The organism is Mesorhizobium sp. M0587 (genome assembly GCF_040320945.1).
Lineage (GTDB): Bacteria > Pseudomonadota > Alphaproteobacteria > Rhizobiales > Rhizobiaceae > Mesorhizobium.
Genome location: NZ_JAMYQP010000017.1, coordinates 42202 through 67998, shown reverse-complemented (window position 1 = coordinate 67998; position 25797 = coordinate 42202). Strand labels below are relative to the sequence as shown.

The following is a 25797-nucleotide window of genomic DNA, read 5'->3' as shown; positions in this document are numbered from 1 at the left end:
ACAGGGCTCGGGAATCAGAGCGCCGGCTCGCGAACGGAAGCCTTGAAGACATCGAGGCGGCTTCCCGTTTCCGACGAGAAGAAATGCATGTCGTCAGGCGGAAGCTTCAGGCCGACCGCACTGCCGGGCTCGGGATGCACGGCCTCCGACGTCATCACCGAGAACGGCGCGCCGTCTAGATCGACATAGATGACCCGCCCGGCGCCCAATTCCTCGACCAGGTCGACAGTCGCCTCAAGCGCGCCCGCCGTGCCGGGCGCCACCAGCCGGACAGCTTCCGGCCGGATGCCCATCGCGACCCGCGTGCCGACCGGCATGCCGGCCCGACCAATAGCCAGGCGTCGGCTGCCGCCGAGCAGCGAAAGTCCATCGAGCTCGACCGTGCCTTCCAGCATGTTCATGGCCGGCGCGCCGACGAAGGTGGCGACGAAACGGCTGGCCGGCCGGCTGTAGACTTCGGCTGGCGTGCCGACCTGCTCGACCCGCCCGCCATTCATCACCACCAGCCGGTCGGCAAGCGTCATCGCCTCGACCTGGTCGTGGGTGACGAAGACCGACGTAGCGTTCAGCCGCCGATGCAGCTTGCGGATTTCCGAACGCATCTGGACGCGCAGCTTGGCGTCGAGATTGGAAAGCGGCTCGTCGAAGAGAAAGACCTTGGGCTCGCGGATCATGGCCCGGCCCATGGCGACGCGCTGGCGCTGGCCGCCGGAAAGCGCCATCGGCTTGCGATCGAGCAACTGTTCGAGTTCCAGGATGCGCGCGACCGCCTGGATTCGCTGCATGCGTTCGGCGGCGGGAACGCCGGCGACCTTCAGCGAATAGCCGATATTCTGCGCCACGCTCATATGCGGGTAGAGCGCGTAGTTCTGGAACACCATGGCGCAGCCGCGCTCGCGCGGCTCCAGCCTGTTGACGACAGTGCCGTCGATGGCAATCGTGCCGTCGGAAATCTCCTCCAGCCCGGCGATCATGCGCAGCAGCGTGGATTTGCCGCAACCCGATGGCCCGAGGATGACGACGAACTGGCCCGACGCGATGTCGAGGTCGACGCCGTGCACGACCTGCATCTTGGCGTAGCTCTTCTTCACGTCGCGAATGGTGATGGAGGCCATGGGCTGTCCTTTCCAGGTCACTTTTCGGTGGCGATCAGGCCGCGCACGAACCAGCGCTGCATGGCGACCACGACGATCAGCGGCGGCAGCATGACGATCAGCGTGCCGGCCATGGCGATATGCCATTCCGGAGCGCCGCCGACATTGGGGATAAGCTGCTTGAGTTCGGTGACGGCTGTCGCATGCGACTGATCGGTGGTGATGAGCAGCGGCCACAAATATTGGTTCCACGCCCACAGGAACATGATGGTCCCGAGCGCCGCCATATTGTTGCGCGACAGCGGCAGCAGGATATCGATGAAGAAGCGTAGCGCGCCGGCACCATCCATGCGCGCCGCCTCCGTCAGCTCATCCGGCACCGTCAGGAAGAACTGCCGGTAGAGAAACGTGCCGGTGGCCGTGGCGATCAGCGGCATGATCAGGCCGGTATAGGAATTGAGCAGCCCGAGGCTGAGCGAGACCTGCACGCCCGACACCTTTTCGATCAGCCAGCTCAAGCCCGTAACATCAAGGATGGCCTGATAGGGCGAGAGCACATCGGCGACGACCGCGTAGGTCGGCACGATGCGCACTTCCAGCGGCAGCATCAGGGTGACGAAGATCAGCCAGAAGATGAAGGTGCGCCCGGGATAGCGGAAATAGACGATGGAAAAGGCGGTGAGCGCCGATATGATCACTTTGCCTGCCGCGACGCCGGCAGCCATGATGAAACTGTTCAGCAGCTTGGGGCCGAGGTCGGCTGTCGTCCATGCCGTTTTGATGTTGAGCCAGAAATCGCTGCCCGGCAGCAGCGACATCGGCACGTCGTTGACATCCCTGAGATTGTGCGACGCGGCAATCGCCACGATCACGAACGGCGCGACGCAAAAGACGAAGCCGACGAACAGGATCAGATGGGTGAAAAAATTGAGGAAGGGTGTGCGCTCTACCATGTCCGCCTCACCTGTAGTGCACGCGCCGCTCGATGAAGCGGAACTGGAAGATGGTGAGCACGATGATGAGCAGCATCAGGATGATGCTCTGCGCGGCGGCGCCCGAATAGTCCAAGCCTTTGAAACCGTCGGAATAGATCTTGTAGACCATCAGATTGGTCGCGTTGGCCGGGCCGCCGGCGGTCATGATATCGACGATGCCGAAGGAATCCTGGAAGCTCTCGGTGATGTTGATGACCAGCAGGAAGAAGATGGTCGGCGTGATCAGCGGGAACTGGATATCCCAGAAGCGCCTGAGAACGCCTGACCCATCCATCGCCGCCGCCTCGATCAGCGAGCGCGGGATGGCTTGGAAGGCGGCAAGGAAGAAGATGAAGTTATAGCCGACATATTTCCAGGAAAAGGCCGCGATAATCGAGGCCATGGCGTCCGTGCCGTCGAGGCCGGGATCCCAGAAGCCGGGCCAGACCCGGTTGACGACGGCCATGAAGCCGGCTTCCGGTGCCAGGATGAAGCGGAACGCCAGCGCCAGCGCCGGCGCTGCTATGCCATAAGGCCAGATCAGCACCACTCGATAGAAACGGGAGCCGGCAAGTTGCCGGTCCGTCAAGGCCGCGAGCACGAGCGCGATGAACATCGCCAGGCCGGTGCTGGTAGCGGCAAAGACAAGGCTGGCGCTGATCGAATTCCAGTAATCGGCGTTGGACAGGATCGAGCGAAAATTGTCGAGCCCGACCCAGATGTTGCCGCCGCCCCAAGGCTGCTGCAGCGTCAGCGACCAGTACACGGCCTGGCCTGCCGGCCAGTAGAAGAATGTGAAGATCAGGAGGAGCTGCGGCACCGCGAAAAGGATGCCGACAGTCCACCTGCTGAAAGTAACGCGTTTTTCCATTGGTCCGCCGGCGCCGCTTTGACAGCTAGCTTGGAGCAAAGTGAGATTAGTAACGAAACGGCCGCCCGTCGACCCGAGCATGATCCCGAAAAGTGGAAACTGGCTTTCGAAAAATCACGCCTAGGTTTTCGACGGGCAGCCTGGCATTCCAGGGCTCAGGGCAGCGTCTTGCCCGGATAGGTCTGCTGGAAGCGGTCGAGGATGGCGTCGCCATTCTTGACCAGCGTGTCGAGGCCTTGCTGGACGCTGAGCTTGTTGGCGAAGATTGCCTGCATCTGCGTGCCGAACTCGGCGCGGATCTGGGTGAAGTTGCCCAGACGGATGCCGCGGGTGATTTCCGTCGGCTCGGACGCAGTCAGGCTGGCAATTGCGACCTCACGGCCCTTGTAAGGCGCCTTGTCGTAGAAGCCTTGGCCCTTCATGTAGTCGAAGCCCGACTTCGTCACCGGAATGTAGCCGGTGTTGGTCGACCAGAACAAAGCGGTCTTGGGATCGTGGATGAAGTTGAGGAAGGCGGCAGCGCCCTTGTATTCGGCATCCGACTTGCCGGAAAGCACCCACAGCGAAGCGCCGCCGACGAGCGAATTCTTGCGCTCCGTGCCGGCATAGACCGGCAGTTCGGCGACATCCCAGTTCATGCCTTCCTTCTGCGTCCTGCCGACCGTGCCGTGGTCGCCGACCGAGGTCAGGATTACCTGGCAGGAGCCGGAGGCGAAGGCCTGTACCATGTCCTGGCCGAGGTCCTTGGACTTAATCTTGATCAGGCCGGCATCATACCACTTCTTGAGATCGGTGACGTACTGGACGAACTTGGTCTTGTTGACTTCGAGACGCGCGTCGAGGCCGTCATAGCCATTGTTCTTGGTGGCGATCGGCTGGTTATGGAGAGCCGAGAACTGCTCCATCAGCTGCCAGCTTTCGTTGGCCGAGATGTTGATCGCCATCGGGCAATCATAGCCGGCGTCCTTCAACGCCTTGAGGTCGGCGCCGACATCTTCCCAGGTCTTCGGCGCTTCGGTCTTGCCGATCTTGGCGAAGGCGTCCTTGTTCCAGTACATCAAAGGGGTCGACGAATTGAACGGAAAGGACAGCATCTCGCCCTTCGAGGTCGCGTAGTAGCGCGCGATGCCGGGGAAATAGTCGGCGTAGTCGATCTTGTAGCCGTTCTCTTCCATCAGCTTGTCGGCGGGCTTGTAGGCGCCCGACAGCATCATGGTGGCGGTGCCGACGTCGTAGACCTGAACCACTGCGGGCTGCTTGCCGGCGCGGAAGGCGGCGATCGTATTCTGCAGCGTGGCGTCGTAATTGCCCTGGCTGGTGCAGACGACTTCATAATCGGACTGCGAAGCATTGAAGTTCTTGCACAGTGTGTCGACGACGCGGGCGAGATCGCCCGACAGGCCGAACCAGAAATCGAACTTTACCGGCTCCGCAAAGGCAGGAACCGCAAGCACCGTGCTGAGCGCGCCTGCGGCAAGGGCAGCGAGGCCCCGCTTGATGATGGTCATGTTTCTTCCCTCTTGATGGCTGTTGACAAGGGTCTTGCGCAAGTCCTTGCCCGCTCTCTTAGAGAAGGTATGTGACAGTTCTGTTGTGGCCCCTCAGGCCTGTGGACAGCCCGTCTTTCCTCCCCCTCGGCGGTTGCCCCGGCCTGAAGATGTCATGCCGGCGCCTTATGCAACTAGGGCGGTTGCCGATGGGGTAAAGACCATCATGATTACCCGGCTAAAAATGTTGGTGCGGCTGACCCGTGCAACCGCGCCTGCCGTTCTCGTCGCAGCGCCGGATGGCAGCCCGGGCTGCGATCATCAAGCTCAGGCGGCGACCGTTCGCGTGGAATAGCTCGGCCTGGTTCTTTACGATCCGAGTGCCGCCTCAACCAACCGTTTGGCGTCCGGTCCCGACCATTCCGCCGGGCCGTTCATATGGGCGATCAGGCAGCCTTCGCCGTCGATGAGCATGGTGACGGGAAGGCCGAGTGCGAGGCCGCGTTTCTTGAGATCGTTGAACAGCGCCATGGTGGAATCCCGGTAGTAGCCGAGCGTCGCGACGCCAGTGTCCTTCAGGAACTTCTTCGGCTTCACATCGTCGCCGGCATCGACATTGACGGCGACCACCTGAAACACGTCGCTGCCCTTCTCTCTCTGCAGCGCATCCAGGGCCGGCATTTCCGCGCGGCACGGCGCGCACCATGTGGCCCACAGATTGAGCAGCACCGTTTTCCCCGCTTGGTCGGCGATCGTCATCGGCTTGCCATCCGGACCATTGAAGGCGAGGGCTTTCATCGATTGCGGCGGATCGGCAGGCAAAAGTGCTGCAACCTCACCCGTGGCCGCGGCCGCGACCTTCTTGGCGCGCTCGCTCTTGGCGGCGCAGGCAACATCGTCCTTGCTGTCGCCGACCGCTGCCTGCTGCGCGGCATTGTTGCCAGACCGGCTCTCGCTGACATATACCGCGACCGCACCGGCCAGCGCTCCCGCCACCAGGGCGGCGAGGATCAGGCGCGGGGCCGGGAAAAATCTACTACCGTCTGCCATTTTCTCAAAACTGCTCCGAAGCACGGGTTATAGCGATGAGCGACAAGAAGACCAGCAACCAGATGTGGGGCGGACGTTTTGCCTCGGGTCCCGCCGCGATCATGGAAGCGATCAACGCGTCGATCTCGTTCGATCGCAAACTCTATGCGCAGGACATAAGAGGCTCGATCGCCCACAGCGACATGCTGGCGCAAACGGGCATTATTTCGGCGGCCGATCAAGAAAAAATCGCGCACGGCCTGAACACGATCCTGAAAGAGATCGAGGCCGGCACGTTCGAGTTCTCGACCAGGCTGGAAGACATCCACATGAATATCGAGGCCCGCCTCGCCGACCTGATCGGTCCGGCGGCCGGACGGCTGCACACCGCCCGCTCGCGCAACGACCAGGTGGCGGTCGATTTGAGGCTGTGGGTCAAGGACGAATGCTTTCGCGTCGCCGAGGCGTTGAAAGGGCTGATCGAGGCGCTGCTGGCACGGGCCGAGGAACATGCGGCGACGGTTATGCCGGGCTTCACCCACATGCAGGCAGCGCAGCCGGTGACCTTCGGGCATCACTGCATGGCCTATGTCGAGATGTTTTCGCGCGACCTGTCGCGGGTCCGCGACGCGATTGAACGGATGGACGAAAGCCCGCTCGGTGCCGCAGCACTTGCCGGCACCAGCTTCCCGATCGACCGCCACAAGACCGCCAAGGCGCTTGGCTTTCGCGAGCCGATGCGCAATTCGCTGGACAGCGTTTCGGATCGCGATTTTGCACTGGAGTTCCTCGGCATGGCCGCGATCTGCGCCACGCATCTGTCGCGGCTGGCGGAAGAAATCATCATCTGGTCGACGCCGCAGTTCGGCTTCGTCAGGTTGTCGGACTCGTTCTCCACCGGTTCCTCGATCATGCCGCAGAAGAAGAACCCGGACGCGGCCGAACTGGTGCGCGGCAAGACCGGCCGCGTCACCGGCCATCTGGTCGGCCTGCTGACGGTGATGAAGGGCATGCCTTTGACCTATGGCAAGGACATGCAGGAAGACAAGGAATCGGTGTTCGACGCCGCCGAAACGCTCGACCTGATGCTGGCCGCGATGACCGGCATGGTCTCGGACATGACTATCAACGCCGCTGCCATGAAGAAGGCGGCCGGGTCCGGCCACGCGACCGCGACCGATCTGGCGGACTGGCTGGTGCGAACGCTCGGCCTGCCGTTCCGCATGGCGCATCACGTTACCGGCCGCGCGGTGGCGCTGGCGGAAGAGAAGAAAGTGGGGCTGGAGAAGCTCTCTCTGGAGGATCTGCAATCGATCGATCCCGGCATCACGTCGGATATATTCTCGGTGCTGGCGGTGCAGAATTCGGTCAAGAGCCGCACCAGTTTCGGCGGCACCGCGCCATCGGAAGTGAGGAAGCAGATCCGCAGCTGGAAAAAGCGATTGTCGAAAGCGTGATGTCGGATATTGCGGCCAGCAATATCCGGGGTGCAATACCCCGCGAACTCGGCTAAAAGCGGCGGCTGGCAAAAGCTTCGGACGGATGGATCGATGACGGTAAGCAGGATTTTGTTGACGCTGTCGCTGCTGGCGGCGATGGCGGCCGTTACGGCCTGCGGCCGGAGGGGCGGTCTCGACACGCCCTATGAGGCAGCGGTCCAAGCGCGCAAGGATGCTTCAAAAGCCCATCAGCCTGTGCCGCCGGAGCCGGAAAAACCGGTCGAGGACAAGAAGTTCATCCTCGACCCGCTGATCTAGAGCCGATGAGGCCGTCTGGTCTCATCGCACTCCAACTTTCCGGAACCAGTCTCGTGAACCATTTCGACTACCGCGACGGCGTGCTGCATGCCGAGGACGTGGCGATCCCCGATATCGCCGCGCAAATCGGCACGCCGTTCTACTGCTATTCGACGGCCACCTTGGCCAGGCACTACCGGGTGTTTGCCCAAGCCTTCTCCGGCCTCGACGCGATGGTCTGCTACGCCATGAAGGCCAATTCCAACCAGGCGGTGCTGCGGACGCTGGCAAAGCTCGGCGCCGGGGCCGATGTGGTGTCGGAAGGCGAATTGCGCCGGGCGCTTGCGGCCGGCATCCCGGCAAGCAAGATACTGTTCTCGGGCGTCGGCAAGACCAAGCGCGAAATGGACTTCGCGCTCAACGCCGGCATCCTCTGCTTCAACGTCGAGTCCGAGCCTGAACTGGAGTTGCTGTCGGCCCGCGCCGTAGCCCTTGGCAAGGTGGCATCGATCTCGCTGCGCATCAATCCCGACGTCGACGCCAGGACCCACAAGAAGATCTCAACCGGCAAGGCCGAGAACAAGTTCGGCATTCCGTGGCAGAGGGCGCGGCAGGTCTATGCCCGCGCGGCGCAGCTTCCGGGCATCAAGGTCACCGGCATCGATACCCATATCGGCAGTCAGATCACCGAGCTGCAGCCTTTCGACGACGCCTTTGCCTTGCTTGTGGATCTGGTCGGTGCGCTGCGCACTGACGGCCACGCCATCGAGCACATTGATCTCGGCGGCGGCCTCGGCATTCCCTACCGCGTCGACAACAACCCGCCGCCCCTGCCTGACGCCTATGCCCAGATCGTCAGGAAGCATGTCACCAATCTCGGGCTGAAGGTGATGTTCGAGCCGGGCCGGCTGATATCAGGCAATGCCGGCATCCTTGTCTCGGAAGTGATCTTCGTGAAGGAAGGCGCCGCCAAGAATTTCCTGGTCGTCGACGCCGCCATGAACGATCTGATCCGGCCGACGCTCTACGATGCCTTCCACGACATCCGTCCGGTCGTTCTGCCGCCGGCCGACGCGCCGCGCATGATGGTCGATGTGGTCGGCCCGGTCTGCGAAACCGGCGATTATCTCGGCCTCGACCGCGATTTGCCCAGGCTGAAGGCGGGCGACCTGATTGCCGTTTCCACGGCCGGAGCCTACGGCGCCGTACAGGCCGGCACCTACAACACTCGCCTGCTGGTGCCCGAGGTGCTGGTAGACGCCGACCGCTTCCACGTCGTGCGTCCACGCCCGACCTATGACGATCTTATCGGGCTGGATTCGGTTCCGGACTGGCTGGCATAGAAGCCCGTCGTCCTTATCGCTTCCGACGAAGGAAAGAAGCGGTTCCTCGGCGATCCGGTCGCGGAACGAAGAATTCGTAGCTGCCTAATGCGACCCACAGGACGGCGTTAAACACGCCGCCGAGGCCAATAGCGGGCATGTGGTGCTTCGCTCGAAAAAGTTTCTGTATATACAAAAACACTTGAAAAGAGGCGCGTTTCTGTATATACAGAAATTGTCGGAGCTGACAGTGATGAAGTTCAAGTGGGACGACGAAAAGGCGAGGAGGAACAAAGCCAAACATGGGGTGTCGTTCGAACTCGCCGAAATTTTCGATTTCGACAATGCCATGATCGTCGAAGATGCGACCGAAGATTATGACGAGGAGAGGTCATTGGGATCGGTTTCATTGGCAACAAGATCCATCAGATCGTCTACACTCCGCGTAGCGGAAACATTCGAGTCATTTCCCTCCGCCGCGCTACCAAAGAGGAGATCAGGGGCTATGTCGAATACCTCGAAACCGGCTACTAAAAGTGGCGCCAACATCAGAGCTAAGCGGGCATCCTCTCCTATGAAGTTCGCTGGAGGCGGGTCTGAGATGGATAGGGTCAGGAAGGCTGCGTTGATCGGGAAAAGCGAGCCGTCAAAAGTAAGTCTATTGAATCGGGCCAAGGCCGCTCTGGATGAAATGACGATCGAGGAAGACGCAGCCATTACCGCTGCGGCTCGAACAGATCCCGACGCACAGCCAAACCTGGCTGCAAGGCGCGGAAGGCCTCGATCGGATCACACGAAGATCGCGATATTGCTGAGGCTGGACCCTGATGTTGTTGAGAGCTTCAAGAAGAGTGGTTCTGGCTGGCAGACACGCATGAATGCTGCGTTGCGCGAGGCAGCCAATCTCGACTAGGAGGGATTGCGGGTGAGCGACCTACTCCGAAATCGGCGCAATCCTTGACCGCTTACAACCGGTTCTGGATGAGCATTCTGATGTCGGCGATCCTGTCCTCGTCGCGGCGGTAGAATGTCCATTGCTTGATGCGCTTGGCGCGCAACAGGCCAGCCTGGGTGAGCACGCGCATATGCTCGCTGAGCGTCGCCTGGGTGATGCCGAGCTTTTCGGCAATCAGCAGCGCGCAAACACCGTCCTCGACCAGATCGCCGTCCGCTTGGCGCGGGAAATGCGCCCGCGGATCCTTCAGCCAGTCGAGGACCAGCAGCCTGCGTTCGTTGGCGATCGCCTTGAAGACATCGACCTCTTGCATTTAGCCATTTTGCCAAGTTACTAATTACTGTCAATCCCAGGGAGATGATCATGTCGCAGGGCACCGTCACACGCGAACGCATTGCCGCGATGGAACCGCGCATCCGCCCCTATGTGCGCCACACGCCGGTGCTGCGCGTCGACATGGCCGACTTCGACCGCCCGCCCCTGGCGCTCGACCTGAAGCTCGAATGCCTGCAGCATTCCGGCTCGTTCAAGGCGCGCGGCGCTTTCACCAACCTGCTCGAACGGCCGGTTCCCAAGGCCGGCGTCGTCGCCGCCTCGGGCGGCAACCATGGCGCGGCCGTCGCCTACGCCGCCAAACGGCTGGGTCACAAGGCGACCATCTTCGTTCCCGAAGTGAGCCCGCCGGCCAAGCTGGAGCGCATTCGCGGCTATGGCGCCGAACTGGTCGTCGGCGGCGCCCGCTATGCCGAGGCCCTGGCCGCCAGCGAACGCTTCGCCGAGGAGACCGGCGCCTTGCAGATCCATGCCTTCAACCAGGAGGAAACGCTGATCGGCCAAGGCACGCTCGGGCTTGAGATCGAAAGCGATTTGCCTCGGGTCGACACGTTGCTGGTCGCCGTCGGCGGCGGCGGCTTGATCGGCGGTATCGCCGCCTGGTTTGCCGGCCGCATCCGCATCATTGCCGTCGAGCCCGAGGGCGCGCCGACGCTACATCGCGCCTTCGAGGCCGGACGCCCGGTCGACGCGCCGGCAGAAGGCATCGCCGCCGATTCGCTGGCGCCCAAACGCGTCGGCGAAATGATGTTTCCGATCGCCGAGGCTTTCGTCGAGCGTTCCATCCTGGTCAGCGACGACGAGATCATAGCCGCGCAGAAAGCGCTGTGGAACCGGACGCGCATCATCTCCGAACCGGGTGGCGCCGCGGCATTCGCTGCGGTGCTGTCCGGGCGCTACGCGCCGGCACCTGGTGAGCGCGTCGCCGTGCTGGTCTGCGGAGCAAACACAAATCCCGCGAATTTCTGACGGGAACCATCCGCGCGGGCTTCACGTTTTTGCAAACTGCCTCGCCTTTGCCGTGTTTGCTGGTATTCTTCGAGTCGCGAGGACAGGGCTATCCCGCCCGCCTTCAGGAAGGGCCGATGACGGAACGACCCACCTTCAGCAGCGATCGCGGCCTGGCCGGGCGCCTTGCCCTGAGCCGACTGGCGACGCGGGTCTCGATGATGGTCGAGCGTGGCTGGCCGCTGCTGCTTCCGCTCATCCTTGTCGCCAGCCTGTTCCTCAGCATCTCCTGGCTCGGCATTTTCTCCCGGCTGCCGGATTTCGCGCGTATCGGCCTGATTGCTGCATTCGGCATGGCAACGCTGGCCGCGCTCTATCCGTTGCGCTTTTTCCGCATGCCTGGCGACGCCGAAATCGACCGCCGGATCGAAGCGGCCAATCAACTGTTGCACAGCCCCGTGCTGGTGCAGACCGACCGGCCAAGCGGGCGCGAAACCAGCTTCTCGCAGGCGCTGTGGCGCGAGCACCAGAAGCGCATGGCGCGAAAGCTCGATAGCCTTGGCTCCGACCTGCCGCGCGCGCGCGTGCCGGAGCGCGACCCCTGGGGGCTGCGCGCGCTGGCCGCGCTCCTGCTCGTCACCGCCTTTGCCTTCTCCTTCGGGCCGAGCGGTGGGCGGATCTCCGACGGGTTCAGCGCCCGTGGTACGCATGACGTACTGCCGTCGCGCATAGATGCATGGGTGACGCCGCCGGCCTATACCGGCAAACCACCGATCTTCCTGACCGCCGGCGCCAACCAGACGACGCCAACCTTTACCGTTCCGGAAGGCAGCGACGTCTCGCTACGCGTGACCGGCGGGTCGGGCGAGGAAACGCTTGCCTATGCCGCCAAGGACGGCAATGCGCGCACGATCGATCCGGCCAGCGCGCCGCTCGCCGCCACGGTCAAGCCGGCAGCAAGCCCGGCGGCGCCTTCCCAGGTCCGCCAGTTCACCGATAGGCTGATAGGCGATGGCACGCTGACGCTGAAGTCCGGCGGGGACGAGCTCGGCCGCTGGGCCTTCGCGGTGCTGCCCGACAAACCGCCGCAGATCCGTTTTGTCGGTGAGCCTAAGCGCGCCGTCAACGGCGCCTTCGAACTCAACTACCAGATCGACGACGACTACGGCGCCGCCAATGCCAAGGCGATTTTCGCGCTGGCCGACCCGCAGGCGCCGGGCGCGCATCCGCTCTATGGTCCGCCCGAGATGCCGTTGACACTGCCGCGCCGCGGCGGCAAGTCGAATGCCGCCAGGACTTCGAAGGACCTGACCGAGCATGTCTGGGCCGGCGGCAACATCAGGCTGGCGCTCGTCGCTACCGACGATGCCGGGCATACGGCGACCAGCGAGACCAAGACGCTTGTGATGCCGCAGCGGCCGTTCACCAACCCGCTGGCCCGGGCCGTGATCGAACAGCGCCGCCTGCTGGCGCTCGACGCCAATGCCAAGCCGCGCGTGCTCGACCTGATGGATGCGATCACGCTCAGGCCTGAAGACACGTTCAACAATATGTCCCACTACCTTGCCATCATGAGCGCGCGCAGCCGGCTGAAGCAGGCCGACAGCGATGACGAGTTGCGCAACGAGGTGTCCTATCTCTGGGAAATCGCGCTCGGCATCGAGGAAGGCAATCTCTCGGCCGCCGAGAAGCGGTTGCGCCAGGCGCAGCAGGCGCTGGAGGACGCTATCAAGAACGGCGCCAGCGACCAGGAGATCGAAAAGGCGATGAAGGAACTGCGCGAGGCGATGAACCAGTTCCTGCAGGAGTTCGCCGAACGCGCCAAGCAAAATCCGAACGCACCGCAGATGCAGCAGAACGGCCAGGAACTGCGCCAGAGCGACATCGACCGCATGATGGACCAGATCGAGAATCTGGCGAAGTCGGGTGACCGCGACAAGGCGCAGCAATTGCTGTCGCAGCTGCAGGACATGATGAACAATCTCCAGGCCGGTCGTCAGCAGCAGGGCGGGCAGCAGGACAGCGAGATGCGCCAGCAGATGGACAAGCTCGGCGATATCCTGCGGCGCCAGCAGGAGATGATGAACGATACGTTCCGCATGGACCAGATGCAGCGCGGCGATCGCCAGCGCGGCCAGAACCGCGACGAGCAGCTTGGCGAAGGCAGCGGCGAGGACCAGGACAAGCCGGGTGTCGGCCAGGACCGCGATCCGCTCGCCAAGCCGAAGACGATGACACCGCAGGAATTCGCCGATGCGCTGAAGCAGTTGCAGGAAGGTCAGGGCCAGCTGAAGAGCGACCTTGAGCAATTGAAGAAGGGCCTGGAAGGCATGGGCATGGAGCCCAATGAAGGATTTGGCGAGGCCGGCAAATCGATGGGCAACGCCGAACAGGCGCTTGGCAAGGGTGAAGGCGACCAGGCTGTCGGCCACCAGGGCCGCGCGCTCGAGGCGTTGCGCAAGGGCGCCAAGGACATGATGAAACAGATGCAGGCCATGCAAGGCGACCAGGGCGGCAGCGAGCAAGGCGGCCGCCAGCAGAATGCCGATCGTGATCCGCTCGGCCGGCCACGCGCCAGCCAGGGTCCCGATTTCGGCGATTCTGTGAAAGTACCCGACGAGATCGACGTCCAGCGCGCGCGCCAAATCCTGGAAGCGATCCGCAAGCGGCTCGGCAATGCGCTCAGCCCCGACATCGAGCGCAGCTATCTGGAACGGCTGCTGGAGCTGAAATAGGGGTAGCCGCCCTCTTCAATCCTGCCCGGACGTTTCCGCAACGGTTGCACCACAATGCCCAGACTTGGCACCGTCACGCCCCATCCTGCGCATCTTCGACATTGCCAAGGCGCGCGAATTCTATGTCGGCTTCCTCGGCTTCGACGTGGAATGGGAACATCGCTTCGACGACAACGCGCCGCTCTACATGGCGATCGGCCGCGACGGCTGCGTCCTGCACCTCAGCGAACACCACGGCGACGGCGCGCCTGGCATTGCCGTACGCATCAAGGTCGAGGACATCGCTGCCCTGCATCGCGAACTGAGAGCCAAGAAATACCGCTTCGCCAGGCCCGGCCTGGAAGAAACACCGTGGAAGACCCGCGAGGTTTCGGTTGCCGACCCGTTCGGCAACCGGCTGCATTTCTACGAGGATGTGACCGGTTAGCTCTGCCTGTTGACGAACGCTTCGCGAATTGCCTCTTGCATGCCGTCGATCGCCTCGCCTGACGCATTCGGGTTGCGGTGCATCACCACATTCGAGGAATCGATGTCGCCGAACCCATCCGCTGACGTGAGTTCGCGACAATCCGCCGGAATATTGCTGCGCGAAATCGGCGCGATGGCCAGCCCCGACGTGACGGCAAGCTTCAGGCCGCCGGTGGTGTCGCTGGTATAGGCGACACGATAGGCAAGCCCGCTCTGCTCTAGCGATTTGATGGCGAAGTCCTTGCACCAGCCGGCCCTGTTGTAGAGGGCGATCGGCACCGGGTGCTCCTCATGCATGTGATGCAGGTTCGATGTCACCCACACGGTCGGATCGTGCATCAGCACTTCACCCCCGGAAGGATCCTGCCATTCGAACACCACGCACAGATCGAGTTCGCCGGCAGCCAGAGCCGCGATCTGCGCACCCGAATGTGCATAGCGCACGGTGACCTCGACCTCGGTGTGAAGTTTCGAGAATGCACCGAGAGCGCGCGACAGGATGGCATGGCCATATTCTTCCGGAATGCCGATGCGCACGGGCCCGCCCAGCGGCGCTGCAGCCATCGAGGCGGCAGTCTCGTCGAGCAGCGAAACGATGCGGCGGGCATTGACGATAAGTTCGCCGCCGCGCCGTGTCAGCGCGACGCCGCGCGACCCGCGCTCGAACAGGCTGTCGCCCACCAGCGCCTCGAGCTTCTTCATCTGCATCGACACCGCCGACTGGGTGCGGCCGGCCTGCTCCGCTGCCCTGGTGAAATTGCCGGCTTCGGCAATGGCCACGAAGGTGCGCAGGAGATCGCTGTCGAGGGTTGGGCGCATGATACCGTCATTAGAAAACTTGATTGCTGGTATCATTCCAATTCGTTTGCAACATGTCAAATGTCGGACGATAGTGGTCCTCACCCATTGGATATGTGGCTGCGAAATCGGCTGCGGACCAATCAAAAGTCCTCACTCGTGCCCGCTGCCCGAAACGGTGGCGGGTTCTTTTTACGCCGCAGGGAGCCCTAAATTCACATGCAGAATAGGATGGTGCTTGGCATCCTGAGCCTGTGCCTGGGCGTGCTGGTCTTCTCGTTGCAGGACCCGCTCGTCAAAGCCGTGTCGAGCGGCTATCCGGTGACCGAGGTGATGGCGATCCGCTCGATCGTCGCTCTGCCGATCCTGATCGTTCTCGTCCACGCCGATGTCGGCTTGCGGGCCATCCTGTCGCGGCGGTTCGGCCTGCTGACGGTGCGCGCCTTCATCCAGTTCACGTCCTACACAGCGTACTATCTGGCCATCGCCGCCTTGCCACTGGCTGACGCGGTGGCGCTCTATTTCATGACACCGCTGTGCATCATGGCTCTGGCCGGGCCGTATCTCGGCGAGCACGTCTCCTGGCGAACGCTGGCGACCGTGCTGATCGGGCTGTTCGGCGTCCTCGTGATGCTACGCCCTGGTGCCGGGCTGTTCGACTGGGCCGCACTGCTGTCGCTGGGTTCGGCGGCGCTCTACGCTTTTTCGCAGCTGATGGCGCGCAAGATCGGCGATACCGAATCGTCCACCGTCATGGCTTTCTATCAGAACGGCGCCTATCTGGTCGGCGCTGCGGTGGTTGCCGGCGCGTTTCACCTTGCCGGCGTAACGCACGCCGTCCACCCAAGCGTGGAATTCCTGGTGCGGTCCTGGCTGTGGCCGACGCTGCCGGATTTTCTCAAGATGGCGGCCTGCGGCTTTGTCGCCTCGGCCGGCATGATCCTGTTATCGCAGGCCTATCGTATGGCACCCGCCAACCGCGTCGCTACCTTCGAATACACCGGCATCCTGTGGTCGCCGCTGTGGGGATTTCTGTTCTTCGCCGAAGTGCCGCGGCCGGCGACCGTAATCGGTGCGGCCCTCATCATTGGCGCCGGTCTGCTGGCACTCAACACCGGGCGCAGCAAGACCGCCGCGCCCACACTCGCCGCCACCGATCCAGCCTGATCAGGCAAAGCAGACAAGCGCCCGTTCGACGCGCGAGCGGATTTCGGCCAGCGTGAAAGGCTTCTGCACGACATCGAGGATGATGCCGTCCAATTCCTCGGCGCGCTCGCGCTGGTCGGCATAGCCGGTCATCAGCATGATCTTCATCGACGGGAAAAGGGCTGCCGCGGCGGTGGCCATCTCTATGCCGTCCATCTCCGGCATGCGAATGTCGGAGACGACGAGATCGTAGCCGCCTTTCGCGGCCTGGATCAGCGACAGTCCCTGCGCACCGTCCGCCGCGATATCGATTGCGTGGCCGGCGCGTTCGAGCGCGCGGGCTGCGAGAGTGCGGACGGACTCATCGTCCTCGACGATCAGAAGCTTTGCCATGGCCGACATAGTTGGCCGCGAAAAGTTGACTTTTCCTGAAGGCGCAGAGGATCAGCGGACTTTTTGGAAGTCGCTCACACATCGCCTTTTACGACGCCGACGAATGGCAATTCGCGAAAGGCGTGCGCGACGTCCATGCCGTAGCCGACGACGAAATAGTCGGGGCAGTCGAAGCCGACATAATCGGCGTTGAGCGCGGTCTGGCGGCGCATGCGCTTGTCGAGCAGCACGGCGATGGAACAGCTTCTGGCGCCGCGCGACAGCATCAGGTCGCGGGTGAATGTCAGCGTCTTGCCCGATTCGAGAATGTCGTCGATCAACAGCACGTCGCGGCCGGCGACCTCATTGTCGATGTCGCGCAGCACCCTCACCTCGCCGCTGGTGGTGCCGGCGCCGTAGCTGGAAATGAAGATGAACTCGACTTCCGGCGACAGACCGACATCATGCATGGCGCGGATGAGGTCGGCGGCGAAGATGAACGATCCCTTCAGCACCGAAATCACCAGAAGATCGTGATAATCGTGCTCGGCAATCTCCTTGGCGAGCTCCAGATTGCGCCGTGCGATCGCCGATGCTGAAAACAGGACCTCGATGTCCTTGCCGCGTACAATTGGCATTTTTTGCCCCTAACGATGTTTACCCGCACGCTGTCGCGCCAAGGCGTATTGAGATTCAGGTCAAGCCGAGCCGGAGTCGAAGATGGGCGCGAAGCGACCGTTTGCAGACCGGCATCACCTGAATATCACTACACCTATTCGGCGAAGGTGACCGACACTGTCCTTACGCCGTTTCTAGGCACCTCGAGCCGGCTGGCAAAGCCGAATCTTTCGCCTGATGCCAGTGAACGGCCGGATGTCCCCAACGTATAGCGGATTGTGCGCCCGTCATTGCCGGTCACCCGGATTTCGAGCGGCGGCAGCCGTGCCGGCTTCGCGCCATCGTTGGCGGCCTCGCCGTCGACGAACAGCACCGGGTCCGGCCCGGAGCCGTCGACGCGTGACGTCACGCCTGAAATACTGAGCGCCGATGCCTGCCCGCTGGACAACAACGGGGTCTGGCGCACCAGCGCGTGTCCGCCGGAGACCCAGAAGGCGGCAAGCGCGGCGCCGATGCCGGCAATCCAGAAGATCGGCCCGCCGCGCGAGGCCGGTGGCCGTTCCAGCGGTGTCTCGGGCTTGCGCAGCATGTCCATGCCCTCGATGGACGGTGTGACGATTGCGCGCGGCTGTGGTGCCGCAGCTTCCCCGGCTGCGACTGTGCGCGGCATCACCACATAGTCGGCATCGATGATATCGGCTGCCGGGCCGCGCACGATCCGGTCCGTTGCGGCAATTGCCGCCGGATCGGTCATGATTTCGCCGGAAACCGGGCGCGCGGTTCGCTGGTCAGCCATCATGGCCTAGTTGCAGCCCTCGTTCGCTTTTTCGTTTCTTTTGCGTAAACGCAAATGGTTAACGCTTCCCCATCGGAGCCCTCGTGACAAGCCGAAAGAACTCTGGAATTAACCGCCGGTTAACCATGCCGGCCGAAGGTCTTTTCCCAGAACCGGCCGGCTCGCCGCCGCCAGGGTCGGATGACTTCAGATCGAATCGACCTGAAGTCTGAATCCGCCTCTGAATCAAAGAGACAGAGCATGATGTCGCCCGAAAACCGCTTCACACTTTTCGGCATCATGCTCTGACAATTTCAGGTCGTCGAAATTGATTCGCTTCGAAAATGTCGGCCTCCGCTATGGCATGGGTCCGGAAATCCTCCGCGATATTTCCCTGCACATCCCGGAGCGCTCGTTCCAGTTCCTGAGCGGGCCTTCGGGCGCCGGCAAGACGACCTTGCTGCGCCTCCTGTTCATGTCGCTGAAGCCGACGCGTGGGCTGATCACCATCTTCGGTAAGGACCGCTCGCGCATCTCGCGAGCCGAACTGCCGCACCTCAGGCGCCGTATCGGCGTGGTGTTCCAGGATTTTCGTCTGCTCGATCACATGACCACTTACGAGAACGTCGCCTTACCGCTGCGTGTGCGCGGGCGCGAGGAAGCAAGTTACCGCACCGACGTCACCGAGCTGTTGAAATGGGTTGGACTGGGCGAGCGCATGCATGTGCTGCCGCCGGTCCTGTCGGGCGGCGAGAAACAGCGCGCCGCGATCGCCCGCGCACTGATCGAGCAGCCGGAGATCCTGTTGGCCGACGAGCCTACCGGCAATGTCGATCCGCCGCTGGCGCGACGGTTGCTGCGGCTGTTCATCGAACTCAACCGGCTCGGCACCGCCGTGGTGATCGCCACCCACGATCTCGGCCTGATGGAACAGGTCGACGCGCGCCGCATGATCCTGGCCGGCGGAAGGCTGGACATCTATGACTGAGCTGTCCGCCGAACACCGTGAGGACGACGCCGGAGCGACCGTTGCTAGAGAGCGCACCCAGCGCCGGATGGCACCGATCGTGCCGGCCCAGAACATTGCCGGCCGCGCGCTGGTGCTGGTCATTGCCATCATGACCTTCCTGTCCTGCCTGACCTTCGGCGCGGTGACGCTGGTGCGCGACACGGCCTCGGTCTGGGAGAACCAGATCTCGCGCGAAGCGACGATCCAGATCAAGCCGGCGGACGGCCTCGACATGGAGGCGGCCCTTGCCCAGGCCTCGCAGATCGCCGGCGAATTTCCCGGCGTGAAGGCGACGCGCATAATCGACCGTGAAGCAACCGCCAGGCTCCTTGAGCCGTGGCTTGGTTCGGGCCTCAATATCGACGAACTGCCGGTGCCGCGCCTGATCATCGTCACCATCGACGAGAACAACCCGCCCGATTTCGCCGCCATCCGCGCCGCGATCACCCCGAAACTGCCGAGCGCATCGCTTGACGATCACCGCACATGGGTGGACCGGCTGGTGGCCATGGCCCGCACCACAGTGACCATCGGCATTGCCGTGCTGGCGCTGATGCTGTCGGCGACCGTGCTGACCGTGGTGTTCGCTACCCGCGGCGCCATGGCCGGCAATGGCCACATCATCGAGGTGCTGCATTTCGTCGGTGCCGAGGCCCGCTTCATCGCGCGCGAGTTCCGGCGCCACTTCCTGGTCACCGGCATGAAGGGCGCTGCCGCCGGTGGCGCTGCCGCCGTGCTCGTCTTCATCGTCTTTTCCTGGTGGTCGTCGCGCAACATGGCGACGCCCCAGGCCGATCAGGCGACCGCCCTGTTCGGCAATTTCGCCATTGGATCGGCGGGCTATCTTGGTGTCGTTCTCATGGTGCTGGTGATCGGCGCGCTGACAGCGGCAACCTCGCACGCCACCGTCGTCACCTATCTCAGCGACATCGACGTTCGCCAACCCGAGGCATGAAGAGCGGGAGCGCATGGAGACGGCGGCATTGATAAGGCAGGGCTGAGATAAGGCAGGGCTGATCACGGATGGAGAAGCGGCGTAACGCAAAGTGCGTCTTTCAGCTATCAAAGGCTGCATTTCGGGGTTAACCATATGACGATGGACGCGCGGGATTCCACCGGGACGGCTGGACAGATGCCAGTGGTTGTTCGTTTGCGCGACCACGGCAAGGCTAGTCGTCTCAGAGCCGCGCTACGCCTTTCCGCTCTGTCCCTGCTCCTGATCGCTACATTGTTTGCCGGCGGCTTCGGCTGGTTCGTGAACAAGGTCAGCCATCTGACCACGCCTGCCAACCCGACCAAGGCCGACGCGATCATCGTGCTGACCGGCGGCCAGTCGCGCCTGGATGCAGCGATGGAGTTGCTGGCATCAGGCAAGGGCGAGCGGCTGTTGATCAGCGGCGTGCATCCCTCGGCCAGCCGCCGCCAGCTCCAGGCCGCGACCGGCGGCGACAAAAGGCTGTTTTCCTGCTGCGTCGACATCGACCGCGCAGCACTGGATACGATCGGCAATGCTGAGGAAAGCGCCAAATGGGTCGAAAACCATGCCTATGGCACGGTGATCCTGGTCACCAACAACTATCACATGCCGCGCAGCCTGCTCGAAATGGGCCGCCTGCTGCACAGGGCCAAGCTCGAGCCCTATCCCGTCGTCAATTCCAATCTCGACAATGGCGGCTGGCTGACCAAGCCCCGGGCTTTGCGCGTCCTATTCACCGAATACAACAAATATCTGCTGGCGTTGGCGCGTGGCATCCTGCCGGTGAAGCCGACTCCCGACGGCTTTGCTGTCGCCGAGACAGCCGCCGGCGGTTGAACCCTAACCGGCTGCTCGTCATTCCCCGGCGGTGGCTCTCGATGCTTCCTTCAACCGGGTGATTTCCTGTTCGAGACGTTCGATCCGTCTGTCCCGTTCGGCAAGTGCCGCCGCCACGTCGGCGGCTTCGAAGCGCTGCGGAATGTGCTGCGGGCAATTGGCATCCCAGGCCGACACGGTAAACAGAATGACTTGCTCAGGCCGCGCCTTGTAGTCCTGCGGCATCAGCTTGGCGATCAGTTCGGCATCGTCTTCCACAATCCGTGCCGTGCCCCAGATCTTGATGCGCTGGCGGTGCATGTAGTCGATCAGGAACAGGAAGGCTTGCGCATTGTCGGCCAGATTGCCCTGCGTGATGAACTGCCTGTTACCGGCAAAGTCCGCTAACCCGATCGTCTTTTCATCGAGCACCTTGAGGAAGCCGGCGGGCCCGCCGCGATGCTGGATATAGGGCTGGCCATCGCCATTGGCCGTCGACAGAAAGACGCTGGTCTGCATCTCGATGAAGGCGGTCAGATCTGGTGTGATCACGGATTGCCAACCACCGCGCTCCTCGACGCGGGCGTAGGACTGGCGCGAACCCTTGCGGGCCTGGATGGCCTTGACTGTCCGCGTGAAGGCGACATCGCTGGTGACAGCGCGCGTGTTCATGAAAACCTCCTTGCCCGGAATGGATCTTAAAGCCCGAGCTCCGATAGCGACGGATGCTCGTCGGGACGGCGGCCGAGCGGCCAGTGGTATTTGCGGTCGGCCGCGCCGATCGGCAGGTCGTTGATGCTGGCGATGCGCAGGCGCATCAGCCCGTGTTCGTCGAATTCCCAGTTCTCGTTGCCATAGCTGCGGAACCACGAGCCGCTGTCATCCTGCCATTCATAAGCGAAGCGCACGGCAATGCGATTGTCGCGAAAGGCCCAGACCTCCTTGATCAGCCGATAATCGAGCTCACGGCTCCATTTGCGCGCCAGGAAAGCCTGGATGGCATCACGCCCCTGCAGGAACTCGGCGCGGTTACGCCAATGGCTGTCCGCCGTATAGGCGAGCGCGACGCGGGCCGGATCGCGGGAGTTCCAGGCATCCTCCGCCATGCGAGCTTTTTGCGCTGCGGTCTGCGCGGTGAACGGCGGCAATGGTGGCCGGGGTTCGGACATGGAAACTCCTTCTCGGATCGGAGCCAGGCTGGCTGGCAAAACCAATATAGGACCTTCCATTCCTCAAAAGCAGGTGGCAGATTTGCAAGCTATTCTTCCACTTTATGGGAAAGCTATGGATCGTCTCGACGCCATGTCGCTCTTCGTCGCCGCAGTGGAGGCCGGCAGCCTTTCCGCCGCGGCCCGCAATGTTGGCATTCCGCTGGCGACGGTCAGCCGCAAAGTGTCCGATCTGGAACGCCATCTGAACACGCGGCTGTTGAACCGTTCGACTCGCCGGCTGACGCCGACCAATGCAGGTCAGGCCTATCTTGCCGCCTGCCGTCGCATTCTGGACGACGTCGGCGAGGCGGAACGCGCGGCGGCCGGCGAGTACAGCGCCCCGACCGGTGAACTGGCCATCACCGCGCCGATCGTCTTCGGCCGCCTGCACGTGCTGCCGGTCGTCACCGGCTTTCTCGCCGCCTATCCCGACGTGGACATCCGCCTGACGCTGGCGGATCGTATAATTCAGCTTGCCGAGGATCATATCGACGTCGCCATCCGGATCGGCCAATTGCCTGATTCTAGCCTGGTCGCCCTTGGTGTCGGCTCGATCCGGCGCGTTGTCTGCGCCAGTCCGGCCTATCTGGCCGAACATGGCATGCCGACCACACCGGCGGATCTGGAAACGCACAGTTGCATCACCTTCGAGGGGCTTGCCTCATCCGTTAGCTGGAGCTTCGCCCATGGCAAGACGGAAGTTCCGATCCAGGTCCGCTCCCGACTCCAGGTCAACACCGCCGAGGCGGCGATCGATGCCGCGATCGCCGGCGTCGGATTGACTAAAGTGCTCTCCTACCAGGTCGATGCCGCGCTGCGATCGGGCACATTGCGCATCCTGCTGCGGGAGTACGAGCCGGAGCCATGGCCGGTAAGCCTGGTGCATGCGGGCCACGGACTGCTGCCGCTCAAGCTGCGTGCGTTCCTCGATTTCGCCGCCCCGCGCCTCAAGGAGCGGCTGGCGCGATTGAGTTAGCACCCCAACACCGCCCGCCGAGGCGAACCTTGCTTCCAGTACCGGCCAGGACGTATCTCGGCCATTTCCTTTTTTACCGCGCTTGGTGTAACCAACGCACACCTCCTCATCGGACCTGCCCCATGCTCTATGTCAGATCGCTGACGTTCAATTTCGTTTTCTACGTCAATCTGATCGTCCAGATGATCCTCTGGACCCCCTACTATTTCCTGTCGCCGCGTCATCGCGCCTGGTTCGTGCCGAAATTCTGGTCGCGCACGTCGATGTGGCTCTATGACAGGATCGCCGGCACCAGTAACGACATCACCGGCCAGGAAAACCTGCCCGAGGGTTCCTTCATTCTGGCGCCCAAGCACCAGTCGTTCTGGGATGCTATCGCCTTTTTTCCTTACCTCCAGGACCCGCTCTATATCCTCAAGCGCGAGCTGACCTGGATTCCGTTCTTCGGCTGGTACATCCTGAAGATGCGCATGATCCCGGTCGATCGCGGCAGCCGCTCCAAGGCCTTGAAGGCCGTGGTCGCCGCGACCAGGGAGGAAATGGCGCGCAATCCGCGCCAGCTGATCATCTATCCCGAAGGTACGCGCCGGGCCCCGGGCGACGAGCCGGCCTACAAATACGGCATTGTCGAAATCTATTCGCAGCTTGGGGTTCCGGTGGTGCCGGTCGCCCATGTCGCCGGCCTCTATTGGCCGCGTCGGAAATTTCTGCGTTACCCCGGCATTATCAAGGCGCGCTTCCTGCCGCCGATACCACCGGGATTGGGCAAGGACGAATTCATGGCACGGCTGATCGGTGAAACGGAGGCTGCCTGCGACCAACTCCTTATCGAAGCATCCCGCGCGCCCAGCCCGCCGCCTCTTCCGGCCACGGCGGTGAAGCGGTTGCGAGAGCTCGGCGCGAAAGCCTGAAGCGAAGGTTCGCCTGCAAGAGCGATCAGCCAAACACCGCCAGCGCTTCAGCTGCTGGCCTTGTCGAGCTCGGCCATGTCGTCGGCGCTCAGCTTCAGCGACGCAGCCTTGATCAGGCTGTCCATCTGGCTCGCCTTTGTGGCACTGGCGATCGGGGCGGTGACGCCTGGCCGCGCCATTACCCAGGCAAGCGCCACTTCCGCTTGCTTGGCCGCATGCCTGGCCGACACTGCGTCGAGTGCTGCCAATATCCGCATGCCGCGCGCATTGAGGTAGTCCTTCACCCCGCCACCACGCGGACTCTGTCCGAGATCGGCCTCGCTGCGGTATTTGCCGCTGAGGAAGCCCTTGGCCAGGCTGAAATAGGTGATGACGCCGATATCCTCGGCCACGCACAGATCGCGCAATGGCCCGTCGAAGGACGAGCGATCGTAGAGATTGTATTCCGGCTGCAACACCTCGTAGCGCGGCAGGCTGCGCAGGCTCGCCACATCGAGCGCGGCGCGCAACTGGCTGGCGTCGAGATTGGAGCAGCCGGCGTAACGGATCTTGCCCTTGGCGAGCAGCTTCTCGTAAGCTCCAAGCGTTTCCTCATAAGGCGTCGTCGGATCCGGCCAGTGCGACAGATAGAGGTCGATGAAGTCGGTCTGCAGCCGCTTCAGCGACGCATCGACGGCCTTTTCGATATAGGCGGCGGACAGGTCCTTGTGGCCCTGGCCCATATCCGAGCCGACCTTGGTGACCACCACGACATGATCGCGGTTGCCGCGATCCTTCATCCACTTGCCGATGATGGTTTCCGATTCGCCGCCCTTGTGGCCGGGCACCCAGCGCGAATAGGCATCCGCCGTGTCGACGGCGTTTAGACCGGCGCCGACGAAGCGGTCGAGCAGGTCGAACGAGGTTTTCTCGTCGGCGGTCCAGCCGAAAACGTTGCCGCCCAGAACCAGCGGCGCGATCGAAAGGTCGGTACGACCGAGGCGGCGTTTCTGCAAGACGTATCTCCGTGATGGCTGGGATGGGCGGGGACGGCCCGCGGCTGAGGTTCGGAGCCTAACCTAGGTCTTGCCTGGCCGACGTCAAAGGGCTGGCAGTCTTTTCGATCTGGCGGCGGGTTCAAATCGGCGTCATTCGCCACGCCGACAATTTTTCGGGTTACTGGTTCTGACGCCGGTATTCGCCGGGGGGCAGCCCCACCGCACGCGTAAACAGCCGGCTGAAGGACGCCGCATCCTGGTAGCCGACCTGATAGCAGACTTCGAGAATTCCGAGCCTGGTGCTTTCCAGCAGCGATTTCGCCGCTTCGATGCGCTGGTCCTGAATCCAGCGTCCGGGTGTCGTGTGCAGTTCGTCGGAGAACCGACGGGCAAGCGTCCTCGGAGCGAGGCCGAGCTCACTGCCGAGAAGAGCGAGATCCAGTCTGCGCAGTTGTTTTTTCGCCAACGCTTCGACCCGGTCGCGAAAAGGTTCCCGCGACGGCAGGTCCGGCAGGGGAAACTCGTAGGGTGTTTGCACCTGCCGCGACGGCGGCAGCACCAGCAGCTTGCGCACGAGGCGTTCTTCCTCGGCAAAGCCAAGATCCCTGAGCAAGGCCCGGCCAAGTTCGAGGCCGGAAAAACCCCCGCCGCACGTGTAGATGCGCCCCTCCTGGACGAGGACGCGGGAGGCGTCCCAGCGCACCTTCGGAAAGCGGCGACGTGCGTCGGTCTTCAGCCACCACGAGATCGTCGCCCGCTTGCCGTCGAGAAGACCGGCACCGGCGAGGAAGTAGCCGGCACCGCAGTGTCCGGCGATGATGGCGTCCTCGCGTTGCGCCCTGGCGATGATGGACGCGGCATGGCGCGCCTCTTTCTCCAGCGACGCCACCAGTTCGGGTATCTGCATGCCGGGCATGGCGAGCAGGATCAGCACGTCCATCCGCCTGGACGGCTCGCGCCTGGTTTGAAAGGAAATCCCGGGCGTGGTGGTGGCGTCCGGCTGCCGCGCCACGAATTCGAAGGAGATCGCCGGCTCGCCCCGGATGGTGTTCACCAGATCGAACATCTCGACAAGAGTGGCGGCGACCGCCGAATAGAAGGTCGACGGTAGCCAGATCGCGGCGTGAACAGTGGCCACCAGGTTCCTCTCCGCGGATCATACGAATTTGACAGTTTTAGCACATAGATTGTCAAATCTGCCAATTCGAATTCCTTCGAGGCGATCCTAGCTTCCCGGCATAGCAGATGCGGGTATGGCGC

At 62.8% G+C, this 25797-nt stretch carries 27 protein-coding genes; 13 read left to right on the top strand and 14 right to left on the bottom strand.

Annotated features, from left to right (window positions below; translation table 11 throughout):
- Positions 1–14: 14 nt before the first annotated feature.
- From NKI49_RS17315 to tlpA, 5 genes are all read right to left on the bottom strand, one after another.
- A complete protein-coding gene (locus tag NKI49_RS17315; RefSeq protein ID WP_352604734.1) occupies positions 15–1115 on the bottom strand; it encodes a sn-glycerol-3-phosphate import ATP-binding protein UgpC in 1101 nt (366 codons plus the stop codon).
- A 17-nt stretch (positions 1116–1132) separates the two neighbouring features.
- The gene (locus NKI49_RS17310) at positions 1133–2047 is read right to left on the bottom strand and encodes an ABC transporter permease subunit (protein ID WP_352604732.1); all 915 of its coding nucleotides are present in this window, start codon (positions 2045–2047) and stop codon (positions 1133–1135) included.
- 7 nt (positions 2048–2054) lie between these two features.
- Complete coding sequence (locus tag NKI49_RS17305; RefSeq protein ID WP_352604730.1) at positions 2055–2939, bottom strand: carbohydrate ABC transporter permease; 885 nt, start codon at positions 2937–2939, stop codon at positions 2055–2057.
- Between the two features lie 155 nt (positions 2940–3094).
- The gene (locus NKI49_RS17300; protein WP_352604728.1) at positions 3095–4447 is read right to left on the bottom strand and encodes an extracellular solute-binding protein; all 1353 of its coding nucleotides are present in this window, start codon (positions 4445–4447) and stop codon (positions 3095–3097) included.
- Positions 4448–4795: 348 nt separating this feature from the next.
- The gene (gene tlpA, locus NKI49_RS17295) at positions 4796–5476 is read right to left on the bottom strand and encodes a thiol:disulfide interchange protein TlpA (protein WP_352604726.1); all 681 of its coding nucleotides are present in this window, start codon (positions 5474–5476) and stop codon (positions 4796–4798) included.
- A gap of 35 nt (positions 5477–5511) precedes the next feature.
- Between tlpA and argH the strand changes: the two genes are divergently transcribed.
- The 4 genes from argH to NKI49_RS33395 all read left to right on the top strand — a co-directional run bounded on the left by argH (position 5512) and on the right by NKI49_RS33395 (position 9426).
- Positions 5512–6912, top strand: coding sequence for an argininosuccinate lyase (argH, locus tag NKI49_RS17290; protein ID WP_352604724.1), 1401 nt, complete (start codon positions 5512–5514; stop codon positions 6910–6912).
- Between the two features lie 93 nt (positions 6913–7005).
- Positions 7006–7212, top strand: a complete 207-nt coding sequence (locus NKI49_RS17285) for a lipoprotein (RefSeq protein WP_352604722.1) — start codon at positions 7006–7008, stop codon at positions 7210–7212.
- Between the two features lie 53 nt (positions 7213–7265).
- The gene (lysA, locus tag NKI49_RS17280; protein ID WP_352604720.1) at positions 7266–8534 is read left to right on the top strand and encodes a diaminopimelate decarboxylase; all 1269 of its coding nucleotides are present in this window, start codon (positions 7266–7268) and stop codon (positions 8532–8534) included.
- Between the two features lie 232 nt (positions 8535–8766).
- The gene (locus NKI49_RS33395; RefSeq protein ID WP_502899561.1) at positions 8767–9426 is read left to right on the top strand and encodes a BrnA antitoxin family protein; all 660 of its coding nucleotides are present in this window, start codon (positions 8767–8769) and stop codon (positions 9424–9426) included.
- A gap of 52 nt (positions 9427–9478) precedes the next feature.
- On the opposite strand, the gene NKI49_RS17265 is transcribed toward NKI49_RS33395, so the two are convergent.
- Complete coding sequence (locus NKI49_RS17265; RefSeq protein WP_352604716.1) at positions 9479–9781, bottom strand: ArsR/SmtB family transcription factor; 303 nt, start codon at positions 9779–9781, stop codon at positions 9479–9481.
- 50 nt (positions 9782–9831) lie between these two features.
- Between NKI49_RS17265 and NKI49_RS17260 the strand changes: the two genes are divergently transcribed.
- The 3 genes from NKI49_RS17260 to NKI49_RS17250 all read left to right on the top strand — a co-directional run bounded on the left by NKI49_RS17260 (position 9832) and on the right by NKI49_RS17250 (position 13911).
- Positions 9832–10770: a threonine/serine dehydratase gene (locus tag NKI49_RS17260; protein ID WP_352604714.1), complete on the top strand. Its 939-nt coding sequence runs from the start codon at positions 9832–9834 to the stop codon at positions 10768–10770.
- Between the two features lie 116 nt (positions 10771–10886).
- On the top strand, positions 10887–13484 hold the full coding sequence (locus NKI49_RS17255) for a TIGR02302 family protein (protein ID WP_352604712.1): 2598 nt from the start codon (positions 10887–10889) through the stop codon (positions 13482–13484).
- 64 nt (positions 13485–13548) lie between these two features.
- Entirely contained in the window at positions 13549–13911 is a 363-nt protein-coding gene (locus tag NKI49_RS17250; protein WP_352604710.1) for a glyoxalase superfamily protein, read from the top strand.
- Here NKI49_RS17250 and NKI49_RS17245 read toward each other — a convergent pair.
- The gene (locus NKI49_RS17245) at positions 13908–14771 is read right to left on the bottom strand and encodes a LysR family transcriptional regulator (protein ID WP_352604708.1); all 864 of its coding nucleotides are present in this window, start codon (positions 14769–14771) and stop codon (positions 13908–13910) included. The two genes, NKI49_RS17250 and NKI49_RS17245, sit on opposite strands and share 4 nt — an antisense overlap.
- A 198-nt stretch (positions 14772–14969) precedes the next feature.
- On the opposite strand from NKI49_RS17245, the gene NKI49_RS17240 reads away from it, so the two are divergent.
- Positions 14970–15917, top strand: a complete 948-nt coding sequence (locus tag NKI49_RS17240) for a DMT family transporter (RefSeq protein WP_352604706.1) — start codon at positions 14970–14972, stop codon at positions 15915–15917.
- Here the strand turns inward: NKI49_RS17240 and NKI49_RS17235 are convergent, their stop codons facing one another.
- The 3 genes from NKI49_RS17235 to NKI49_RS17225 form a co-directional block, all read right to left on the bottom strand.
- Complete coding sequence (locus NKI49_RS17235) at positions 15918–16289, bottom strand: response regulator (protein ID WP_352604704.1); 372 nt, start codon at positions 16287–16289, stop codon at positions 15918–15920. It abuts the gene before it with no gap.
- 74 nt (positions 16290–16363) lie between these two features.
- Positions 16364–16906 (bottom strand): hypoxanthine phosphoribosyltransferase, encoded by a 543-nt coding sequence (hpt, locus tag NKI49_RS17230; protein WP_352604702.1) that lies wholly within the window; start codon positions 16904–16906, stop codon positions 16364–16366.
- Positions 16907–17040: 134 nt separating this feature from the next.
- On the bottom strand, positions 17041–17685 hold the full coding sequence (locus tag NKI49_RS17225) for a hypothetical protein (protein WP_352604700.1): 645 nt from the start codon (positions 17683–17685) through the stop codon (positions 17041–17043).
- 304 nt (positions 17686–17989) lie between these two features.
- Between NKI49_RS17225 and ftsE the strand changes: the two genes are divergently transcribed.
- The 3 genes from ftsE to NKI49_RS17210 all read left to right on the top strand — a co-directional run bounded on the left by ftsE (position 17990) and on the right by NKI49_RS17210 (position 20483).
- Positions 17990–18649 (top strand): cell division ATP-binding protein FtsE, encoded by a 660-nt coding sequence (ftsE, locus tag NKI49_RS17220; RefSeq protein ID WP_027023302.1) that lies wholly within the window; start codon positions 17990–17992, stop codon positions 18647–18649.
- Complete coding sequence (locus NKI49_RS17215; protein ID WP_352604698.1) at positions 18642–19625, top strand: cell division protein FtsX; 984 nt, start codon at positions 18642–18644, stop codon at positions 19623–19625. Before ftsE ends, NKI49_RS17215 begins: the two co-directional genes overlap by 8 nt.
- 135 nt (positions 19626–19760) lie before the next feature.
- Positions 19761–20483, top strand: coding sequence for a YdcF family protein (locus NKI49_RS17210; RefSeq protein WP_352604696.1), 723 nt, complete (start codon positions 19761–19763; stop codon positions 20481–20483).
- Positions 20484–20501: 18 nt separating this feature from the next.
- Here NKI49_RS17210 and NKI49_RS17205 read toward each other — a convergent pair whose 3' ends face one another.
- The gene (locus NKI49_RS17205; RefSeq protein ID WP_352604694.1) at positions 20502–21134 is read right to left on the bottom strand and encodes a pyridoxamine 5'-phosphate oxidase family protein; all 633 of its coding nucleotides are present in this window, start codon (positions 21132–21134) and stop codon (positions 20502–20504) included.
- Positions 21135–21160: 26 nt separating this feature from the next.
- Complete coding sequence (locus NKI49_RS17200) at positions 21161–21631, bottom strand: nuclear transport factor 2 family protein (protein ID WP_352604692.1); 471 nt, start codon at positions 21629–21631, stop codon at positions 21161–21163.
- Between the two features lie 115 nt (positions 21632–21746).
- Here NKI49_RS17200 and NKI49_RS17195 point away from each other — a divergent pair, with 115 nt between their 5' ends.
- Both NKI49_RS17195 and NKI49_RS17190 read left to right on the top strand, forming a co-directional pair.
- Positions 21747–22649, top strand: a complete 903-nt coding sequence (locus NKI49_RS17195) for a LysR family transcriptional regulator (protein ID WP_352604690.1) — start codon at positions 21747–21749, stop codon at positions 22647–22649.
- Between the two features lie 122 nt (positions 22650–22771).
- Positions 22772–23560, top strand: coding sequence for a lysophospholipid acyltransferase family protein (locus NKI49_RS17190; protein WP_352604688.1), 789 nt, complete (start codon positions 22772–22774; stop codon positions 23558–23560).
- Positions 23561–23607: 47 nt separating this feature from the next.
- Here NKI49_RS17190 and NKI49_RS17185 read toward each other — a convergent pair whose 3' ends face one another.
- Entirely contained in the window at positions 23608–24555 is a 948-nt protein-coding gene (locus tag NKI49_RS17185) for an aldo/keto reductase (RefSeq protein WP_352604686.1), read from the bottom strand.
- A 160-nt stretch (positions 24556–24715) separates the two neighbouring features.
- The gene (locus tag NKI49_RS17180) at positions 24716–25675 is read right to left on the bottom strand and encodes a GlxA family transcriptional regulator (RefSeq protein WP_352604684.1); all 960 of its coding nucleotides are present in this window, start codon (positions 25673–25675) and stop codon (positions 24716–24718) included.
- Positions 25676–25797: the final 122 nt, after the last annotated feature.

Coding starts and splice junctions, on each gene's coding strand:
- NKI49_RS17315 (WP_352604734.1), bottom strand. CDS start 1,115: ATGGCCTCCATCACCATTCGCGACGTGAAGAAGAGCTACGCCAAGATG.
- NKI49_RS17310 (WP_352604732.1), bottom strand. CDS start 2,047: ATGGTAGAGCGCACACCCTTCCTCAATTTTTTCACCCATCTGATCCTG.
- NKI49_RS17305 (WP_352604730.1), bottom strand. CDS start 2,939: ATGGAAAAACGCGTTACTTTCAGCAGGTGGACTGTCGGCATCCTTTTC.
- NKI49_RS17300 (WP_352604728.1), bottom strand. CDS start 4,447: ATGACCATCATCAAGCGGGGCCTCGCTGCCCTTGCCGCAGGCGCGCTC.
- tlpA (WP_352604726.1), bottom strand. CDS start 5,476: ATGGCAGACGGTAGTAGATTTTTCCCGGCCCCGCGCCTGATCCTCGCC.
- argH (WP_352604724.1), top strand. CDS start 5,512: ATGAGCGACAAGAAGACCAGCAACCAGATGTGGGGCGGACGTTTTGCC.
- NKI49_RS17285 (WP_352604722.1), top strand. CDS start 7,006: ATGACGGTAAGCAGGATTTTGTTGACGCTGTCGCTGCTGGCGGCGATG.
- NKI49_RS33395 (WP_502899561.1), top strand. CDS start 8,767: ATGAAGTTCAAGTGGGACGACGAAAAGGCGAGGAGGAACAAAGCCAAA.
- NKI49_RS17265 (WP_352604716.1), bottom strand. CDS start 9,781: ATGCAAGAGGTCGATGTCTTCAAGGCGATCGCCAACGAACGCAGGCTG.
- NKI49_RS17260 (WP_352604714.1), top strand. CDS start 9,832: ATGTCGCAGGGCACCGTCACACGCGAACGCATTGCCGCGATGGAACCG.
- NKI49_RS17255 (WP_352604712.1), top strand. CDS start 10,887: ATGACGGAACGACCCACCTTCAGCAGCGATCGCGGCCTGGCCGGGCGC.
- NKI49_RS17245 (WP_352604708.1), bottom strand. CDS start 14,771: ATGCGCCCAACCCTCGACAGCGATCTCCTGCGCACCTTCGTGGCCATT.
- NKI49_RS17240 (WP_352604706.1), top strand. CDS start 14,970: ATGCAGAATAGGATGGTGCTTGGCATCCTGAGCCTGTGCCTGGGCGTG.
- NKI49_RS17235 (WP_352604704.1), bottom strand. CDS start 16,289: ATGGCAAAGCTTCTGATCGTCGAGGACGATGAGTCCGTCCGCACTCTC.
- hpt (WP_352604702.1), bottom strand. CDS start 16,906: ATGCCAATTGTACGCGGCAAGGACATCGAGGTCCTGTTTTCAGCATCG.
- NKI49_RS17225 (WP_352604700.1), bottom strand. CDS start 17,685: ATGATGGCTGACCAGCGAACCGCGCGCCCGGTTTCCGGCGAAATCATG.
- NKI49_RS17215 (WP_352604698.1), top strand. CDS start 18,642: ATGACTGAGCTGTCCGCCGAACACCGTGAGGACGACGCCGGAGCGACC.
- NKI49_RS17210 (WP_352604696.1), top strand. CDS start 19,761: ATGACGATGGACGCGCGGGATTCCACCGGGACGGCTGGACAGATGCCA.
- NKI49_RS17205 (WP_352604694.1), bottom strand. CDS start 21,134: ATGAACACGCGCGCTGTCACCAGCGATGTCGCCTTCACGCGGACAGTC.
- NKI49_RS17200 (WP_352604692.1), bottom strand. CDS start 21,631: ATGTCCGAACCCCGGCCACCATTGCCGCCGTTCACCGCGCAGACCGCA.
- NKI49_RS17195 (WP_352604690.1), top strand. CDS start 21,747: ATGGATCGTCTCGACGCCATGTCGCTCTTCGTCGCCGCAGTGGAGGCC.
- NKI49_RS17190 (WP_352604688.1), top strand. CDS start 22,772: ATGCTCTATGTCAGATCGCTGACGTTCAATTTCGTTTTCTACGTCAAT.